Annotated in this window: 15 protein-coding genes; 8 read left to right on the forward strand and 7 right to left on the reverse strand. The window is 68.8% G+C overall.

Annotated features, from left to right (window positions below; all coding sequences use genetic code 11):
• Positions 1–3: 3 nt before the first annotated feature.
• The 6 genes from RBB84_RS06680 to RBB84_RS06705 all read left to right on the forward strand — a co-directional run bounded on the left by RBB84_RS06680 (position 4) and on the right by RBB84_RS06705 (position 6,909).
• Positions 4–1,215 carry a phosphoglycerate kinase gene (locus RBB84_RS06680; protein WP_006551477.1) on the forward strand — a complete coding sequence of 404 codons (1,212 nt, stop codon included), beginning with the start codon at positions 4–6 and terminating at the stop codon, positions 1,213–1,215.
• A gap of 5 nt (positions 1,216–1,220) precedes the next feature.
• The gene (gene tpiA / locus RBB84_RS06685) at positions 1,221–2,006 is read left to right on the forward strand and encodes a triose-phosphate isomerase (RefSeq protein WP_064256299.1); all 786 of its coding nucleotides are present in this window, start codon (positions 1,221–1,223) and stop codon (positions 2,004–2,006) included.
• 161 nt (positions 2,007–2,167) lie between these two features.
• Positions 2,168–2,401 (forward strand): preprotein translocase subunit SecG, encoded by a 234-nt coding sequence (gene secG, locus RBB84_RS06690; RefSeq protein ID WP_006551479.1) that lies wholly within the window; start codon positions 2,168–2,170, stop codon positions 2,399–2,401.
• A gap of 64 nt (positions 2,402–2,465) precedes the next feature.
• Positions 2,466–5,228 carry a phosphoenolpyruvate carboxylase gene (gene ppc / locus RBB84_RS06695; RefSeq protein ID WP_019289285.1) on the forward strand — a complete coding sequence of 921 codons (2,763 nt, stop codon included), beginning with the start codon at positions 2,466–2,468 and terminating at the stop codon, positions 5,226–5,228.
• Positions 5,229–5,316: 88 nt separating this feature from the next.
• Positions 5,317–5,655: a YciI family protein gene (locus tag RBB84_RS06700; RefSeq protein WP_019289286.1), complete on the forward strand. Its 339-nt coding sequence runs from the start codon at positions 5,317–5,319 to the stop codon at positions 5,653–5,655.
• A gap of 3 nt (positions 5,656–5,658) precedes the next feature.
• Positions 5,659–6,909 carry an RNA polymerase sigma factor gene (locus tag RBB84_RS06705; protein WP_064256298.1) on the forward strand — a complete coding sequence of 417 codons (1,251 nt, stop codon included), beginning with the start codon at positions 5,659–5,661 and terminating at the stop codon, positions 6,907–6,909.
• A gap of 250 nt (positions 6,910–7,159) precedes the next feature.
• Here RBB84_RS06705 and RBB84_RS06710 read toward each other — a convergent pair whose 3' ends face one another.
• On the reverse strand, positions 7,160–7,282 hold the full coding sequence (locus RBB84_RS06710; protein ID WP_006551483.1) for a DUF2235 domain-containing protein: 123 nt from the start codon (positions 7,280–7,282) through the stop codon (positions 7,160–7,162).
• A gap of 79 nt (positions 7,283–7,361) precedes the next feature.
• The gene (locus tag RBB84_RS06715) at positions 7,362–7,850 is read right to left on the reverse strand and encodes an SRPBCC domain-containing protein (RefSeq protein WP_019289288.1); all 489 of its coding nucleotides are present in this window, start codon (positions 7,848–7,850) and stop codon (positions 7,362–7,364) included.
• An 889-nt stretch (positions 7,851–8,739) separates the two neighbouring features.
• Between RBB84_RS06715 and RBB84_RS06720 the strand changes: the two genes are divergently transcribed.
• Together RBB84_RS06720 and RBB84_RS06725 are read left to right on the forward strand one after the other, a co-directional pair.
• Positions 8,740–9,420: a twin-arginine translocation signal domain-containing protein gene (locus tag RBB84_RS06720; RefSeq protein ID WP_230809435.1), complete on the forward strand. Its 681-nt coding sequence runs from the start codon at positions 8,740–8,742 to the stop codon at positions 9,418–9,420.
• Positions 9,421–11,190: a GMC family oxidoreductase N-terminal domain-containing protein gene (locus tag RBB84_RS06725; protein WP_006551486.1), complete on the forward strand. Its 1,770-nt coding sequence runs from the start codon at positions 9,421–9,423 to the stop codon at positions 11,188–11,190.
• Between the two features lie 370 nt (positions 11,191–11,560).
• On the opposite strand, the gene pgl is transcribed toward RBB84_RS06725, so the two are convergent.
• From pgl to tkt, 5 genes are read right to left on the reverse strand one after another with little or no spacing between them, the layout of a single operon-like run.
• Complete coding sequence (pgl, locus tag RBB84_RS06730) at positions 11,561–12,322, reverse strand: 6-phosphogluconolactonase (RefSeq protein WP_019289290.1); 762 nt, start codon at positions 12,320–12,322, stop codon at positions 11,561–11,563.
• Positions 12,315–13,223 carry a glucose-6-phosphate dehydrogenase assembly protein OpcA gene (gene opcA, locus RBB84_RS06735; RefSeq protein WP_024100808.1) on the reverse strand — a complete coding sequence of 303 codons (909 nt, stop codon included), beginning with the start codon at positions 13,221–13,223 and terminating at the stop codon, positions 12,315–12,317. Before opcA ends, pgl begins: the two co-directional genes overlap by 8 nt.
• Positions 13,220–14,761 carry a glucose-6-phosphate dehydrogenase gene (zwf, locus tag RBB84_RS06740; RefSeq protein WP_006551489.1) on the reverse strand — a complete coding sequence of 514 codons (1,542 nt, stop codon included), beginning with the start codon at positions 14,759–14,761 and terminating at the stop codon, positions 13,220–13,222. The genes opcA and zwf overlap by 4 nt, the downstream gene beginning before the upstream one ends.
• Before the next feature lie 2 nt (positions 14,762–14,763).
• On the reverse strand, positions 14,764–15,909 hold the full coding sequence (gene tal, locus RBB84_RS06745; RefSeq protein WP_006551490.1) for a transaldolase: 1,146 nt from the start codon (positions 15,907–15,909) through the stop codon (positions 14,764–14,766).
• Between the two features lie 4 nt (positions 15,910–15,913).
• Positions 15,914–18,016, reverse strand: a complete 2,103-nt coding sequence (gene tkt, locus RBB84_RS06750; protein WP_024100809.1) for a transketolase — start codon at positions 18,014–18,016, stop codon at positions 15,914–15,916.
• Positions 18,017–18,127 lie beyond the last annotated feature (111 nt).

Below are 18,127 nucleotides of genomic sequence, written 5' to 3' on the forward strand. Positions count from 1 at the left end.
ACAGTGGCAGTTCAGACCCTCGAGGATCTGCTCGACGCAGGTGTGGAGGGTCGGGGCGTACTCGTGCGCTCCGACCTCAACGTCCCGCTCGACGGCGACACGATCACCGACGCCGGCCGCATCCTCGCGTCCGCGCCCACCATCCGCACGCTCGCGGAGGCCGGGGCCAAGGTCGTCGTGACCGCGCACCTCGGCCGCCCCAAGGGCGAGCCGGATCCGAAGTACTCGCTCGCGCCCGTCGCAGCGAAACTCGGTGAGGTGCTCGACCGCAACGTCCAGCTCGCCTCCGACGTCGTCGGCCAGGATGCGCTGGCGCGTTCCGAAGGGCTGACCGACGGCGACATCCTCCTGCTCGAGAACGTCCGCTTCGACGCTCGCGAGACCAGCAAGGACGATGCCGAGCGGCTCGCCTTCGCCCGTGAGCTCGTCGAGCTCGTCGGCGACGACGGCGCATTCGTCTCCGACGGCTTCGGTGTCGTGCACCGCAAGCAGGCGTCGGTCTACGACGTCGCGACGCTGCTCCCGCACTACGCGGGTGGTCTCGTCGCGGCCGAGGTCGACGTGCTCGCCAAGCTCACCACCGACACCGAGCGTCCGTACGCCGTGGTGCTCGGCGGCTCGAAGGTCTCCGACAAGCTCGGGGTCATCGAGGCGCTCGCACCCAAGGTCGACACGCTCGTAATCGGTGGCGGCATGTGCTTCACCTTCCTTGCGGCACAGGGCTACTCGGTCGGCACGTCGCTGCTCGAGGAGTCGATGATCGACACCTGCAAGCAACTGCTCGAACGCTTCGGCGACGTCATCCACATCCCTCAGGACGTGGTGGTGGCCGACAAGTTCGCGGCCGACGCACAGTCGCAGACCGTCGCGGCCGACTCCATCCCCGACGGATGGATGGGCCTCGACATCGGACCGGAGTCCGTGCGGCGTTTCGCCTCGCTCCTCGGCTCGGCGAAGACGGTGTTCTGGAACGGCCCGATGGGCGTGTTCGAGTTCGAGAACTTCGCGGCGGGCACGAAGGGTGTAGCGGAAGCGATCATCGAGGCCACCGGCAAGGGCGCGTTCAGCGTCGTCGGTGGCGGCGACTCCGCTGCGGCCGTGCGGTCGCTCGGACTCGGTGAGGACCGCTTCTCCCACATCTCCACCGGTGGTGGCGCCTCCCTCGAATACCTCGAGGGCAAGGAACTGCCCGGCATCGCAGTTCTGGAGGGCTGACGGTCATGGCACGGACACCGCTCATCGCGGGCAACTGGAAGATGAACCTCAACCACCTCGAGGCCATCGCCCTGGTGCAGAAGATCGCGTTCACCCTTCCCGAGAAGTACCTCGAGAAGGTCGACGTGACGGTCATCCCGCCGTTCACCGGCATCCGCTCGGTGCAGACCCTCGTCGAGGGCGACAAGCTCGGCATCACCTACGGAGCCCAGGACATCTCGGTCCACGACTCCGGCGCCTACACCGGCGAGATCTCCGGCGCGATGCTCGCGAAGCTCGGCTGCACCTACGTGATCGTCGGGCACTCCGAGCGTCGCACCTTGCACGGTGAGACCGACGAGATCGTCCGCGACAAGACCAAGGCCGCGCTGCGGCACGGTCTCACTCCGATCGTGTGCATCGGCGAAGGACTCGACGTCCGCGAAGCCGGCAACCACGTCGAGTACAACGTCGAGCAGTTGAAGAACTCGCTCGCCGGCCTGTCCGCCGACGAGATCGCAAAGATCGTCGTCGCGTACGAGCCGGTCTGGGCCATCGGCACGGGCAAGGTCGCTTCGGCGGCCGACGCGCAGGAGGTGTGCGCCGCGGTGCGCAGTACCCTCGCCGAACTGGCCTCGCCCGAGGTCGCGGCATCGGTCCGAGTCCTGTACGGCGGGTCGGTCAACGCCAAGAACGTCGGTGAGCTCATCGCTCAGAGCGACGTCGACGGCGGTCTCGTGGGAGGCGCCTCCCTCAAGGCCGACGAATTCGCTCAGCTGTCGGCGATCGCCGCAGGCGGTCCGCTCCTCTAGAGCGACCGGCATCGGGCGGGGTGCAGGATCTCGACGAGATGCTGCACCCCGCCCGCATTTCGCCCACCCGGCGTCCCCGGCACACCCGCAGCGTCCCCACAGGACGAGCGGGTAAGCTGACGCCGACGTCGCCCACCATCCGAAGGACATCGAACACCGACATGGAACTGTTCCTGGACATCCTCCTGATCGTCACGAGCCTGTTGCTCATCCTGCTGGTGCTGCTGCACCGCGGTAAGGGCGGTGGTCTGTCCAGCCTGTTCGGTGGCGGAGTCCAGTCCAATCTCTCGGGCTCGACGGTGGCGGAGAAGAACCTCGACCGTCTCACCGTCTTCACCGGCATCATCTGGGTGATCTCGATCCTCGGCATCGGACTGCAGATCAAGTTCAGCTGATCCCCGCACGTGCACGGACGCTGCCGCGGTCGCGCCCCGGCCGCCGGGCACAGATACTGGCCGTATGACGGACACTGTGCCTGCCTCTGCTACCGAACCCCTCCGCGAGGACATTCGCCTGCTCGGCGGCATCCTCGGCAACGTCATCCGTGAGCAGGCAGGACCCGAGACCTTCGACCTGGTCGAATCGGCCCGGGTGGAGAGTTTCCGGATCCGGCGCTCCGAGATCGACCGCACCGAACTCGCCGAACGCTTCGCCGGCGTCGCCACCGACGACCTGATTCCTGTCGCCCGGGCGTTCAGCCATTTCGGTCTGCTCGCCAATCTCGCCGAGGATCTGCACCGCGAACGACGTCGAGCCCTGCACGTGCGCGCAGGCGACCCACCGCAGGACAGCAGCCTCGCCGCCACCTACGCCAAGCTCGACGCCGCCGGTCCGGGCCTCGATGCCGACACCGTGACCGACGCGCTCGCGTCGGCTCTCGTCGCCCCCGTCATCACCGCTCATCCCACCGAGACCCGCCGACGCACCGTCTTCGACGTCCAGACCGCCGTCACCGAACTCATGCGGCGCCGGGAGAGGACCGACGAACCCGCCGCGCTCGAGGAAATCGACCGCGCCCTGTACCGGCACATCCTGACCCTCTGGGACACCGCGCTCATCCGGCTCGCGCGCCTGAGGATCATCGACGAGGTCGACAACGGTCTGCGCTACTACGACCTCGCACTGTTCGACGTCGTTCCCGCCCTCAACGCCGAAGTGCGACGCGAACTCCGGCGACGCTGGCCCGACGCGGCGGTGCTCACCGAACCGCTGGTCCGGCCGGGAACCTGGATCGGCGGCGACCGCGACGGCAACCCCAACGTCGACGGCGAGGTCGTCACCACGGCCGCGAATCGCGCCTGTGAGACCGCGCTGCGGCATCACCTCACCGAACTCGCCGCGCTCGAACGCGAACTGTCGATGTCCGAACGCACCGCGACCATCAGCAGCGCCCTGAAGAAGCTCGCCGACGACTCGGGCGACGACAATCCCGCCCACAGCGACGAGCCGTACCGACGCGCCGTACACGGTATCCGCGCTCGCCTCACCGCCACCGCGGACAGGCTGCTGCCCGGCGTGGATCTGCCCCACACGGTGCGTATCCCGTGCGAGCCCTATGCCACCCCGGCCCGCCTGCACACCGACCTGAACATCGTCGACGCCTCGCTGCGCGCCGGCGGAGCGACCGTGATTGCCGACGATCGACTCGCGCACCTGCGCAGCGCCGTCGAGGTCTTCGGCTTCCACCTCGCGCCACTCGACCTGCGTCAGAATTCCGAGGTCCACGAGAACGTCGTCGCCGAACTGCTCTCCTGGGCGGGAGTGACCGACCGCTACCGCGACCTGCCGGAGGACGACAAGGTCGCGCTGCTCACCGCGGAGTTGCGGATCCGCCGCCCGCTCACCACCCCCGACGCCCACCTGTCGGACGAGACAGCCAAGGAACTGGGCATCCTGCGTGCTGCCGCCGACGTGGTCCGTCGCATCGGACCGGCCGCCATCGAGCACTACATCATCAGCATGTGCACCTCGGTGTCCGACCTGCTCGAGGTCGAGGTCCTGCTCAAGGAGGTCGGGCTGCTCGACCTCGACCGCGGCTATCCGCGCAGCACGGTGCAGGTCATCCCGCTGTTCGAGACGATCGACGACCTGCGCGGCGGTGCCGCCACGCTGACCGCCGCCCTCGCCGTGCCCGAGTTCCGCAGCCTCGTCGACGGACACGACGGACTGCAGGAGATCATGCTCGGCTACTCCGATTCCAACAAGGATGGCGGTTATCTCACCGCCAACTGGGCGCTCTACCGCGCGGAACTCGATCTCGTCGAGGCGGCGCGCACCGCCGGGATCCGGCTGCGCCTGTTCCACGGTCGCGGCGGCACCGTCGGTCGCGGTGGCGGACCGAGTTACGACGCCATCCTGGCCCAGCCTCCCGGCGCGGTCCAGGGCTCGTTGCGTCTGACCGAGCAGGGCGAGGTCATCGCCGCGAAGTACCGCGAACCGGTGCTCGCCCGCCGCAACCTCGAGGCGCTCGTCTCGGCGACCCTCGAGTCGAGCTTGCTCGATGTCGAAGGCCTCGGGAAGGACGCGCCGGAGGCCTACCGCATCCTCGACGAACTTGCCGACCTCGCTCGCGCCGCGTACAGCCGACTCGTGCACGAGACACCGGGATTCGTCGAGTACTTCACCACCGCGACGCCGGTCTCGGAGATCGGTGCCCTCAACATCGGCAGCCGTCCCGCCTCCCGTAAGCAGACGAAGGCGATCAGCGACCTGCGGGCCATCCCGTGGGTGCTCTCGTGGACCCAGAGCCGCGTGATGCTCCCCGGCTGGTACGGCACGGGAACGGCTGTGCAGGACTGGGTGGCCGGTGATCCGGACCGGTTGGCGACCCTGCAGGATCTCTACCGTCGCTGGCCGTTCTTCCGTTCGGTGCTGTCGAACATGGCGCAGGTGCTCGCCAAGTCCGATCTCGGCCTGGCCGCCCGGTACTCCGAACTCGTCGAGGACACCGAACTGCGCGAGCGGGTGTTCGGCAGCATCGTCGACGAGCACGCCCGTACAGTCGACGCCTACCGGCAGATCACGGGCTACGACTCGCTCGTCGCGGATAATCCGGCGCTCGAGCGGTCGCTGCACAACCGGTTCCCGTATCTCGAACCGCTCAACCACCTGCAGGTCGAGTTGCTGCGCCGGTTCCGTGCCGGTGAGGACACCGACCGTGTCCGGCGCGGTATCCAGATCACGATGAACGGTCTCGCCACGGCGTTGCGCAACAGCGGTTAGAAAAAATTTCTCGTCGGGCGTCGATCCGGCAGGTGTCCGTTCGTCGTGATGGTGTAGGACGAACACCACACAGACGGGAGCGACCGCCATGAAGTACATGCTGTTGATCTACGCATCCACGACCGACGAGGCCACCTGCACCGTCGAGGACTGGCAGGACTACGAGAAGGCGATGCGCGACGCGGGTGTCCTCGTGTCCGGGCACGCCCTGCAGGATCTCGTCACCGCGACGACCGTGCAGGTCGACGCGGACGGACGACGCACGGTGACCGACGGACCGTTCGGCGAGAGCCGCGAGGTGCTCGGCGGATACGACGTCATCGACGTCGGCAGCCTCGACGAGGCACTCGACTGGGCGGCACGCTGTCCCGGATCGCGGGACGGCGGCACGGTCGTCGTGCGGCCGATCGCCGACTTCGGGGACTGAGCGATGGGGGAGCCGGCCTCGGCCGTCGAGTCGGTGTTCCGCGAGGAACACGGCCGGCTCCTCGCCGCGCTCGTCCATCGCTTCGGCGACCTCGACCTCGCCGAGGAGGTCGCATCGGAGGCACTCGAGGCGGCGCTCGTGCACTGGCCGGTCGACGGTGTGCCCGAGCGTCCGGGCGCTTGGCTGCTCACCACGGCCAGGCGCCGAGCGCTGGATCGGGTGCGCCGCGACCGCGTGTATGCGACGCGACTGGCGGAACTCGCCGTCGACACCGAACGTCGCGCGTCGTACGAACCGCCCGATGCCGGAGAACTGACGGACGACCGCCTCGAACTGTTCTTCACGTGCGCCCACCCCGCCCTCGCGGCGGACGACCGCGTCGCGCTGATCCTGCGCTGCCTCGGTGGTCTCACGACGAACGAGGTCGCGCGGGCCTTCCTCGTCCCGTCGCCGACGATGGCCCAGCGGATCGTGCGGGCCAAGAAGAAGATCCGCGGTGCCCGCATCCCGTTCCGGGTACCCGGACCGGACGAGCTGCCGGAGCGCCTGCCGGTGGTGCTCGCGGCGCTGTACTCGATCTTCACCGAGGGCTATGCCGCGAGCAGCGGTGAACATCTGCAACGCCTCGCCCTCGCAGAGGAGGCGGTCCGCCTCACCCGCATCCTGCACCGTCTGATGCCGACGGAACGGGAGGTGAGCGGGTTGCTCGCGCTGATGCTGCTCGTCCATGCCCGCCGGGACGCACGCACCGCCCCGACCGGCGCCGTCATGCTGCTCGACGTGCAGGACCGCACCCGATGGGACCGCGCGATGATCGAGGAGGGCAGCGCATTGGTGGTCGCCGCACTCACCGGACGACCACCCGGCCCGTACGGGGTGCAGGCCGCGATAGCCGCGTTGCACGACGAGGCGAGCGACGTCGACAGCACCGACTGGCCGCAGATCGTCGCCCTCTACGACGTACTGACCGCCCTGAGCCCGTCACCGATCGTCGCACTGAACCGCGCCGTGGCGGTCGCGATGCGCGACGGGCCCGCGGCCGGACTCGAACTCCTCGACGGACTCGCCGACGAGCCGAGTATCCGCGACTACGGACCGTACGTGGTGGCACGAGCCGAGTTGCTGGTTCGGGTCGGCCGGAAAGGTGAAGCGGCCGAAGCGTATCGGCGGGCGCTCGAGCTCGCCGGTACCGAACCCGAGCGACGCCACCTCAGGGCGAGGTCGGCGGAGCTGTCGCGTTCACGGGAGTTGTGACCGACCCCGGTGCGCCGAGACCTCCGATGGGGGCGGAGCGGCGCGGTCCGGCGGTTCGTATGGCCGGATACCTCGAGGTCGTAGCGCTTCGGCGTGTACCACTCCGGATCGACCCAGTGCGGATTCCGTAGCCGGGTCGCCAGACCGTCCTCCCGGAGCTCGACGCTCTCGTGGATCTTCAGTTCTTCGGGCGATCGTGCCCCGCCGAGGATCTCACGAGTTCCTCGCCCGATGAGCCACCAGATGCGGCTCATCCGGGTCGGCGTCGCCGTCGCGCTCGTCTGTTCCGGCAGTCCTCGAATCCACCGCCGACGTCGGAGTGGACGCCCGTGAACCAGACCTCCTCGATCCGGTCGTTGGCGACCTCGTCCACCTTGTACGGCCTGCGGTACTCGTCGATGGAGATTTCCGGTGGTGCTCGTCGGGCGGATCACTGCAGCGAAAGGCGCCGGTCAGCGGTATTCGTCGACCAGGTCGAGGTAGTCGTCCCACAACGGCGGGCGGGTGCCGGCCAGTGCTGCGTCGAGGCGGTCGAGGTAGTACTGCCACCCCGGCCCGATCTCTCCGGCCTCCGAGCGCGGGACGTGCCGGTGTGTGAACTCGAGGGTGGTGACCTTCCCGACCTGACGCAGCACCACCTCGAGCTGCCACCCGTCCACGTCGACGGCGAATCCCTCGGGGGGAGAACACCGGAGGATGTCGACGTAGGTGGTGGCCGAATCGTGGTCGTCCGTCATGGTCAGGAGCACACGGCCCGTAGCGGGGTCGCCGATGTACGTGCCGTACCAACGGCCCAGCTTCTCCGAATCGGTGAGTGCCGCCCAGACCTCACCGATCGGGAGCAGGAAGTTGCGGTGGTATATCAACCGCACCAGCGACGAGTCGCTCGGGCAATCGCGCTCCGGGCTCACTTCGCCTGTGATCGTCCTCGGCGTGCTCATCACGGCTCCTCTCGATGGGCGCTCGCCTTATCGAAATTGTCCTGCATCCGGCTGTCGGTGCGGTCCGTTTCACCGCGATGGGTCCTCCCGCTGTGTAGTGCGCTGCTCGAATCCGTTCACAGGATCGTCCCGATCCGGCACGGCGGGGTGAACCGTCGGTACAGGGACGAGATCCTCGAACTCGGATGGCGGCAGTCGTGGAGGTCGTTGTCCGGCACTTCGGTCCTCACGGATACCGGTTCACCGACGACGGGAGCCTCTGCGATCCTCACCAGCCCAGTGGCGAATGCCGCCACCGGCACCGCCACGCTGATCACGAGCATGCACCACAACGTGACAGTGTGCAGACGGCGGCGGGAACGAGCCTCGGTGCCGCCGAGACGTGTCTCCGCTGTGGCGCGGAGGGGGACGACATATCCGTGGCGGATCAGCCCCTCCCAGGGCCACTGCCGCTCCGGGTCGGTCGGTACGCGACGTTCGAGCGGTGCGCACACGAGCGTCCGGCCGTTCCGTGTCGGTGATGTGCAATCGCGAAGGCGTCGCATTGCGCAGTCCGGCAGGTGCCGTGTCCGAGGCCGGCGCAAGAACGTCGGCGCGACGCTCGTCGCCGGGACGATCAGCAGGAGCATCGTCCCGGTCTCGGAGTGCCTCCAGGACGGACGCGAACCGGTTGCTCTCCCTCTTCTGCAACATGATTCCCACACCGTCGCACCGATCGGCCGTGTTCGAATCCTGCACGCCCCGGGCGCGGACGGCACGGGTAGCGCGCTACCCGATTTCCGTGGATCGCTCCACCGGTCCGTGCGACCCGCCGGACGATCCGGACGACATTCCGCAATCGTTCCACGACATCTCGTACGCTGCACCACGGCAACGACGAGGGGGCGACGTGGACGACCCGCAGCACGGGTACTGGAACAGGCGGCGTTTTCTCGCCGGGACGGCCGCGACGATGGCGGCGTTGATCGGCACCGCAGGGGTGCTCGCGAGCGAAGCCGACGCGAGTCCGCTGAACGAGACGCCGCCCGTACGCGACACGATCAACGGGGTGCTCGCGTTCGTCGCACCCGGCAACGACCCGTACTCGCACCAACAGGGCGTGTGGACCGACCGGCCCGGCGGCGTCACCGCCGGCACCGCGGAATCCCTCGAGCGAACCCTGGACCAGGCCTCGCCGATGCCGCTGCTCGGACCCGAGGCGGGCAACCTGCCCGGCGCCGCGGCGATCGCGGTGCTGCTCAACACTTTCGGTGTCACCGCCGACCCGCGTTCGGTGAGTGGTCCGTTCGCAGCGCCGTTCGCGAACCTGAGTCATGCCGCGAAGGCGCAGGTCTTCGAATGGCTCGACACCGACCCGCGTTTCGAAGGTCTGGTGCTGAAATTCGTGGTCAACGCGATTCCCACGCTGGCGGCCTTCGCGGCGTTCTCGGAGGTCTCCGCGTACAACCGTACTCGGCGCGAGCTCACGGGGCGGCCGGTCGGCTGGGAGTTGAGCCGCTATGCAGGGCCGAGTGACGGGTGGGACGAGTTCCTGGGCTACTACGGCGAAATCGACGAGGTGGAGGGATAGATGACCGACGTCATCGTCATCGGCGCCGGGGGTGGCGGACCCGTCGTGGCCAAGGAACTCGCGGCGCGCGGGCTCGACGTGCTCGTTCTCGAAGCAGGTCCCCGCTTCGCCGACCCGGAGAACGAGTGGACCCATTTCGAGGACGACCTCAACAATCCGATCACCGGGCTGTTCCGCCACGGACCGGGAGACCGCTCGGGCACGCCGTGGCTCCGAGATCTGCCTCAGAATTCGTTCGTGTGGCAGGTATCCGGCGTCGGTGGCACCACGCTCCACTTCTTCGGCAACTCGCCGCGGGCGGCACCCGGCGTATTCTCCGGATACGACGGCGCCGACCGCGACATGTACGACACGGCGCACCTCTTCCCCTTCGGATACGACGAACTGCGTCCCTACTACGAGTGGGTGGAGGCCACGCTGCCGGTGCAGACTGCCCCGATGGGCGCCAAGGAGCAGTTGTTCCTGCGGGGAGCAGCGGCCATGGGTCTGCCACACCAGACCTCGCTCGATACCACCGTGGCCGCCCACCGCGCACAGCAGAACGCGATCCTCCAACCCGGTGGTACCGCCGGCCGCACCCGCGACCGTGCGCGTCTGCACCATCCCGAAGCGCGGGGCTGCACGATGTGCGGGCACTGCTATCAGGGCTGTTATCTGCCGCTGGGGGCGCCGCGGAATCTCAAGGCCAGACGCTCCACCGACAATTCGTACGTGCCGATGATGCTCACCGCGGACGCGTGGTCACCCCAGGGGCGTGCCGTCACCCTGATCGCCGATGCAGTGGTCTTCGAGATCCTCGTCGAGGAGGTGAACGGGGAGACCGTGGCGCGCGGAGTGCGGTTCACGACGGGAGAGGACGAGCACGAAGCGACCGCCCCGGTGGTGGTGCTGGCGGCCGGGTGCATCGAGAGCCCACGATTGTGGCTGAACTCGGTGCTGCCGAATCCGAACGGCTGGGTCGGCCGGGGCCTCACCGACCACCACATGGACGCGGTCTTCGGCGTCTTCGACGAGTACACCGGGCAGACGCGCGGCCCGGGTTCCAACGCGCGCGTCGATCTGCCCGGCTACGGCGGGATCGAGCAGGTCGGCCTGCCCCCGGCATTGATCGCGTACGCGCTGAACTTCAGCGACTCCGGCATCCACGGGTACGGACGTGCCGGAGGCGTCGTCGATTCCGCGGGGGCCGACAGCGTGGGGAGGCTCGTCGGACGCGACCTGCTCGATACGATGGCCGACGCCGACCGGGTCCTCGCGGCGCTCGTCATCTCGGACGACGACGTCGAACCGGACAACCGCGTGACGCTTTCGCCGATCCTGTACCCGGACGAAGCAGGTCTGGCGCCGCGGGTGACCGTGCAGCATCGTCGGCGCTCGGCGCGTACCCGCCGCAATCGTGACCACGCGACCCGCAAGGCCGTCGAGTTGATGAGAGCGGCGGGCGCGAAGAGGGTGCATCGCTGCGACTGGCCACCGCTGATCCTGCACTCGCAGTCGAGCATGCGGATGGGAGTGAGCGACCGGGATTCGGTGCTCGACGCCGACGCGGAGGCCCGGTGGGTGAAGAGACTGTTCGTCGCCGACAACTCGGCGCTCGCCAACAGTCTCGGAGGTCCGAACCCGACGTTGACGACGCAGGCGATCGCCACCCGCACGGCCGAGAAGATCTTCGCGAAGTACTTCGACGGTGACCCCTGGGTGGCACGGGAGAACCCGGTGTCGTCGATCGACGACCGCGTCACCGCCGCGGTGATCGAACGGGGTATCTGACCGCTCGATCCCGGATCGGACCGGCCGATTTCGTCCCGAGTGGAACCGTCGGGCGTCCCGGCGCGTCGAACGAGACAGAGGGCCGTGACGACAACGGTCCACGACGGGAGGAGCTCACCGGCATGGACCCACGAACGGTGCGATGTGTCCCGGGCCGATCACCGTTGCGCGCACTGCGCTCGACGGCAGGTCCGCGATCGATGAATCGGATGCGGTGTGTGCGAACCGGTGTCGACGACGGCGACACCGCCGGTACTTCGGAGGGGCGCCGTGTGGAGACGGACGACGCCGACGATCCCGACTTCGACGGCGCGGGCGCATGACGGCCGGATCGCCGATCACGGCGTCGGACTCCCGACGCTCCGCCCGGTCACTGCGCCGGGAGTTGCTCTGCGGCAGCCGGATCGAGGAACCACACGGTGCGTTCGGTGCCGTGGGCGCCCGCGGACGGGAAGTCCTCCGGTGCGGCACCGCCCACGGCCGCCGCGACGGCCTCCGCCTTGGCGGCACCGGTGACCAGCAACCAGACCTGCCGCGCCCGCTGCACGGCGGGCAGCGTCAGCGTCACCCGGGCCGGCGGCGGCTTCGGGGAGTCGTCGACACCCACCACGAAACGCTCCGACTCGCGCACCGCGTCGGTGTGGGGGAACAGCGAATTGATGTGTCCCTCACCGCCCATGCCGAGCAGGTGCACGTCGAAGACCGGCACGGTGCCGTCGGGGGAGTGCGCCGCGAGGAGTTCGGCGTACCGCTGGGCCGAGTCCTCCGGTGTGCTGCACCCGTCCTCGCCGAGCGCCGGCATGGTGTGGATGCGTGCCGGGTCGATCGGCACGTGGTCGAGCAGAGCCCCACGGGCCTGCACCTCGTTGCGATCCGGATCGCCGGGCGGCAGGAAACGCTCGTCGCCGAAGTAGACGTTCACCGCCGACCAGTCGATGGCGCCCTGGTCGCGACGCACGTGCTCGAGCATCGCGATACCGGTACCGCCGCCGGTGAGCACGACGTGGGCCTGCACCCGCTCGCGCTGCGCGGCGACGACGGCATCGACGAAGGCGGACGCCGCGGCGCGGGCGACCTCGTCGGCGTCGGCGAAACGCCGGATCTCGGACGGAGTGCGGGCCGTGTCAGACATAATCCACCTTCGGCAGGGCCGACAACGCGGCTTCGTAGACTTCGTCGGGATCGAGGCGACGCAGTTCCTCGGCGAGACATTCGGCCGAGTTCCGGCGCGCCAGGCTGATCAGCGAATCGGGCTTGTGGGTGCGTTCGAGGGTCGCCACGCGACCTTCCTGCGGGCGTTCCAGGGCGATCGTCTGCGACGCCGTGCGCAGTTCCACCCTCAGCTCGCCGACGGATCGCTCGACGGGGCAGTCGAGACGGCTCGCGAGCCACCCCGCGATCAGATCGACGGCCGGTTCGGTCCGCAGCCCCGACACGCGTGCCGAGAGCACTGGCTCGTAGGGCGGCTGATCGAGTGCCGAGACCAGCAGCGCCCGCCAGTAGGTGATGCGGGCCCAGGCCAGATCCGTGTCGCCCGGCCGGTAACCGGACAGGCGGGTCGCGAGATCGGCACGCGGGTCGTCGGAGTTGGTCACGTCGGTGATGCGGCGGACGGCGAGACGACCCACCGGGTCCTCGGCCGGGACCGCGGGGGCCTGGTTGGGCCACCACGCGACGACGGGGGTGTCCGGAAGGAGGAAAGGCACCACGACCGATTCCTGATGTTCACCGAGTTCGCCGTGCAGGGCGAGGATCAATGCCTCGGAGGCACCCGCTTCACCGGCGACCCGGATCTCCGCGTCGAGCCGCGACGGACCGTCCTGTCGTCCGCGACCGACGACGATGACGCGGCAGGGATGTTCCTTCGACGCCTCGGTGGCGGCCGTGATCGCGGCGTCGAGGCCTCGCGCGTCGCCGGCGCACACGATAAACGTGAGAACACGGCCCTGCGTGACCATTCCACTCGACCGTCGCAGCTCCACCAGCTTGCGACTGATGGCATTCGCGGAGGTGTTGCGCAACTGGAGCCTCACGGACGCCTCCATTCCCGGCCGGTACGCCGCAGCATCTCGTCGGCCGATTGCGGACCCCAGGTGCCGGACTCGTAGGGTTCCGGTCGCCCGTTCGCCGCCCAGTGCTCGAGCACCGGATCGAGGATCTTCCAGGACAATTCGACTTCCTCGTCCACCGGGAACAGTGACGGGACGCCGAGGAGCACATCGAGGATCAGGCGCTCGTAGGCCTCGGGGGAGGAGACCGTGAATGCCTGGCCGTAACTGAAGTCCATGTTCACGTCCCGGACCTCCATCTCGGAGCCGGGCACCTTCGACCCGAAGCGCATCGTGATGCCCTCGTCGGGCTGCACGCGGATCACCAACGCGTTCTGACCGAGCTCCTCGGTCATGGTCTTGTCGAACGGCAGGTGCGGGGCCCGCTTGAAGACCACCGCGATCTCGGTGACGCGGCGGCCGAGGCGCTTGCCGGTGCGCAGGTAGAAGGGCACACCCGCCCAGCGGCGGGTGTCGACCTCGAGGGTGATGGCCGCGTACGTCTCGGTGGTCGAATCCGCCGCGAAACCCTTCTCCTCGAGCAGTCCGACGACCTTCTCGCCGCCCTGCCAGCCGGATGCGTACTGGCCGCGCGCGGTGGTCTCGTCGAACGGCTCCGCCGGCCGGGTCGCCGACAGCACCTTGATCTTCTCCGCGTGCAGCTCCGACGCCGCGAAGCTCACCGGTTCCTCCATCGCGGTGAATGCGAGCAGCTGCAGGAGATGGTTCTGGATGACGTCGCGGGCCGCGCCGATGCCGTCGTAGTAGCCGGCGCGACCACCGAGGCCGATGTCCTCGGCCATCGTGATCTGCACGTGGTCGACGTAGTGCGCGTTCCACACCGGCTCGAACATCTGGTTCGCGAAACGCAACGCGAGGATGTTCTGGACCGTCTCCTTGCCGAGATAGTGATCGATGCGGAAGACGGATTCCTCGGAGAACACCTCACCGACAACCGAATTGAGCTCGCGCGCACTCTCGAGGTCGTGCCCGAACGGCTTCTCGATCACGACGCGGCTCCACGAGCCGCCGCGTTCCGCGGCCAGACCCGAACGCGACAGCTGCCCGCACACCACGGGGAAGGCGTCCGGGGGAACCGACAGGTAGAACGCGTGGTTGCCACCCGTACCGCGTTCGCGGTCGAGCTTCTCGAGGGTCGTCGCGAGCTCCGCGAACGCCGCATCGTCGTCGAAGGTGCCCTGCACGAAGCGGATCCCCTCCGCGAGGCGCTGCCAGACCTCCTCGCGAAAGGGGGTACGCGAATGCTCACGCACCGCGTCGTGGACCACCTGACCGAAGTCCTCGTCGGCCCAATCCCTCCGGGCGAAACCGACGAGCGCGAATCCGGGCGGCAGGAGGCCGCGGTTGGCGAGATCGTAGACGGCGGGCATCAACTTGCGCCGGGCCAGATCGCCGGTCACGCCGAAGATCACCAGCGCGCACGGGCCGGCGATACGGGGCAGTCTGCGATCTCTGTTGTCCCGGAGCGGATTCACCCACTCCGCCGCACCGGATTCGGGCACGTTCAGCCCTCCGCGCCCGGCGCGTGAGCCGCGAGCTGTTCCGCCGTCGCCGCGAGCAGGTCCTTCCACGCCACGACGAACTTCTCCACACCCTCGTCCTCGAGCTTGCGGAAGACGTCGGGAAGATCCACACCGACCGATGCCAGCGCGTCGAAGACCTGCTGGGAGGAGGCGATGTTGCGGGTGACGGTGTCGCCCGTGACCTCCCCGTGGTCGGCGACGGCCTCGAGGGTCTTCTCCGGCATCGTGTTCACGGTGTTCGGCGCGACCAACTCGGTGACGTAGAGGGTGTCGGGGTAATCGGGGTTCTTCACACCCGTCGACGCCCACAACGCACGCTGGGGAACGGCACCCGCCTCGGCGAGCTGCTCGAACCGCGTCCCGCCCTCGAACGCGCGCTGGTACGCGCCGTACGCGAGCCGCGCGTTGGCGAGACCGGCCTTGCCACGCAGAGCCAGCGCCCGGTCGGTGCCGATCTCCTCGAGGCGCGGGTCGATCTCGGTGTCGACACGCGAGACGAAGAACGACGCGACCGAGCGGATCTTCGACAGGTCGTGACCGGATGCCTTCGCCGCGGTCAGGCCGTCGAGGTAGGCCTCGATGACCCGCTCGTAGCGCTCGACCGAGAAGATCAGCGTGACGTTGACGCTGACACCCTCACCGATCACCCGGGCGATGGCCGGCAGACCCGCCATCGTCGCCGGGATCTTGATGAACAGGTTCGGGCGGTCGACGATGCGCCACAGCTCGAGGGCCTGCTGGACGGTCTCGTCCGTCTTGTGCGCCAGACGCGGGTCGACCTCGATCGACACCCGTCCGTCGAGGCCGTCCGTGGCCTCGAACACCGGCGCGAGGACGTCGCAGGCCGCGCGCACGTCGTCGGTGGTGACGGTGCGGATCGCCTCGGTGGCGTCGGCACCGGCGGCGGCGAGATCGCGGATCTGCGCGTCGTAGGCATGGCCCTTCGACAGGGCGGCTTGGAAGATCGACGGATTGGTCGTCACACCCACGACACTGCGGGTCGCGACGAGCTCGGCGAGCTTGCCGGAGTCGATGAGGTCGCGGGACAGGTCGTCCAGCCACACCGAGACACCCTGGGCGGACAGTTCGGCCAGCGCAGCGTTCTGCGTGGAGGTCTGCTGGGTCATCGGATCATCCCTTCACTCGGGTCAGCGAGCGACGCGCGGCGTCGACGACGGCCTCGGCAGTGATGCCGAACTCGCGGTACAGGGTCTTGTAATCGGCGGAGGCGCCGTAGTGCTCGAGCGAGACCGGCTCACCGGCGTCGCCGATGAGGCGGTACCACGGCATCGCGAGACCGGCCTCGACGGACACGCGGGCGCGCACCGACGGGGGCAGCACCTCGTCGCGGTAGGCCTGGTCCTGCTCGAGGAACCGGTCGAGCACCGGCACGGAGACGACGCGGGTGGGCACACCGTCGGCCTCGAGGGTCTCGCGGGCGGCAACGGCGAGCTGGACCTCGGAACCGGTCGCGAGGATCACGACCTCCGGGGTGCCCGACGAGGCCTCGGCCAGGATGTAGGCACCGCGGGCGACACCCTCGGCGGCCTTCTCCCGCGTGCCCTCGAGCACCGGCACGTTCTGACGGGTCAGCGCCAGAGCGGTCGGGCCGGTGCGGTTCTCCAACGCGGCCTTCCACGCGAACGACGTCTCGTTGGCGTCGGCCGGGCGGATCACGGCGAGATTCGGGATCGCGCGCAGCGCCGCGAGGTGCTCGATCGGCTGGTGCGTCGGGCCGTCCTCACCGAGACCGATCGAATCGTGCGTCCACACGTAGATCGCCGGGGTCTGCATGAGGGCCGCGAGACGCACCGCGGGCCGCATGTAGTCGGAGAAGACGAGGAAGGTGCCGCCGTAGGGGCGGGTCGGGCCGTGCAGGGCGATGCCGTTGAGGATCGATCCCATCGCGTGTTCGCGGACGCCGAAGTGCAGGGTGCGTCCGTAGGGCTGCGCGTTCCAGTCCTTCGTGGAGATCGACTCGGGACCGAAGGAGTCGGAACCGGGAATCGTCGTGTTGTTGCTGCCGGCGAGGTCGGCGGAACCGCCCCACAGCTCGGGCAGTACCGGTCCGAGCGCGGCGAGGGCCTTGCCGGACGCCGAGCGGGTCGCGGGACCGCTCTCGGTGGGCTCGTAGGTCGGCAGTGCGTCGACCCAGCCCTCCGGGAACTCACCGGCGTGCAGGCGGTCGAACAGTTCCTTGCGCTGCGGCTCGCGGGCGGCCCACGCGTCGAAGTCGGCCTGCCATGCGGCGCGTGCCTCGGTGCCGCGCGTCACGACACGCCGGGCGTGCTCGATCACGGCCGGGTCGACGTCGAAGTTCTTCTCGGGGTCGAAGCCGAGGATCTTCTTGATCTCGGCGACCTCGTCGACGCCGAGCGCGGCACCGTGCGCGTCGCCGCTGTTCATCTTCGTCGGCGCCGGGTAGCCGATGATCGTGCGGACGGAGATGAAGGACGGACGGTCGGTGACCGCCTTCGCGGCCTCGACGGCCTCGAGCAGGGCGGTGACGTTCTCGCCGCCCTCGACGGTCTGCACGTGCCAGCCGTATGCCTCGTAGCGCTTGGAGACGTCCTCACCGAGAGCGATCGCGGTGTCGTGCTCGATGGAGATCTTGTTGTCGTCGTAGAAGACGATCAGGTTGCCGAGCTGCTGGACACCGGCGAGCGAGGACGCCTCGGAGGTCACGCCCTCCTCGATGTCGCCGTCGGACGCGATCACATAGACGTAGTGGTCGAACGGGCTCGAGCCGGCGGGCGCCTCGGGATCGAGCAGACCGCGCTCGCGGCGGGCGGCCATCGCCATGCCCACGGCGGAGGCCAGACCCTGACCCAGTGGGCCGGTGGTCATCTCGACGCCGGCGGTGTGGCCGTACTCGGGGTGGCCCGGGGTGAGCGAACCCCACGTGCGCAGCGCTTCGAGGTCGGCGAGCTCGAGTCCGTAGCCGGACAGGTACAGCTGGGTGTACAGCGTCAGGCTCGAATGTCCGCACGAGAGCACGAAGCGGTCGCGGCCGACCCACTCGGGGTCGGTCGGATCGTGGCGCATCACACGCTGGAAAAGGGTGTACGCGAGGGGAGCGAGGCTCATCGCGGTACCGGGATGCCCGTTTCCGACCTTCTGCACGGCGTCGGCGGCGAGCACGCGCGCGGTGTCGACGGCCTTGGTGTCCAGGTCGGTCCAGTCGGCAGGATGCGCAGGCTGGGTGAGGGTGCGGATCTCGTCTGTGATCGACACGAGCTTGAAGTCTCCTGACATGGGTGTACGGGGTCCCGGCGGGTGGAAGTCGGCCCGCGCGCTACTTCAGACTAATGCGCTGCTCCGAACGGGTCGATTCGGTCCGGGCAA

The sequence above is a fragment of the Rhodococcus sp. D-6 genome (genome assembly GCF_040256695.1).
Taxonomy (GTDB): domain Bacteria; phylum Actinomycetota; class Actinomycetes; order Mycobacteriales; family Mycobacteriaceae; genus Rhodococcus; species Rhodococcus pyridinivorans.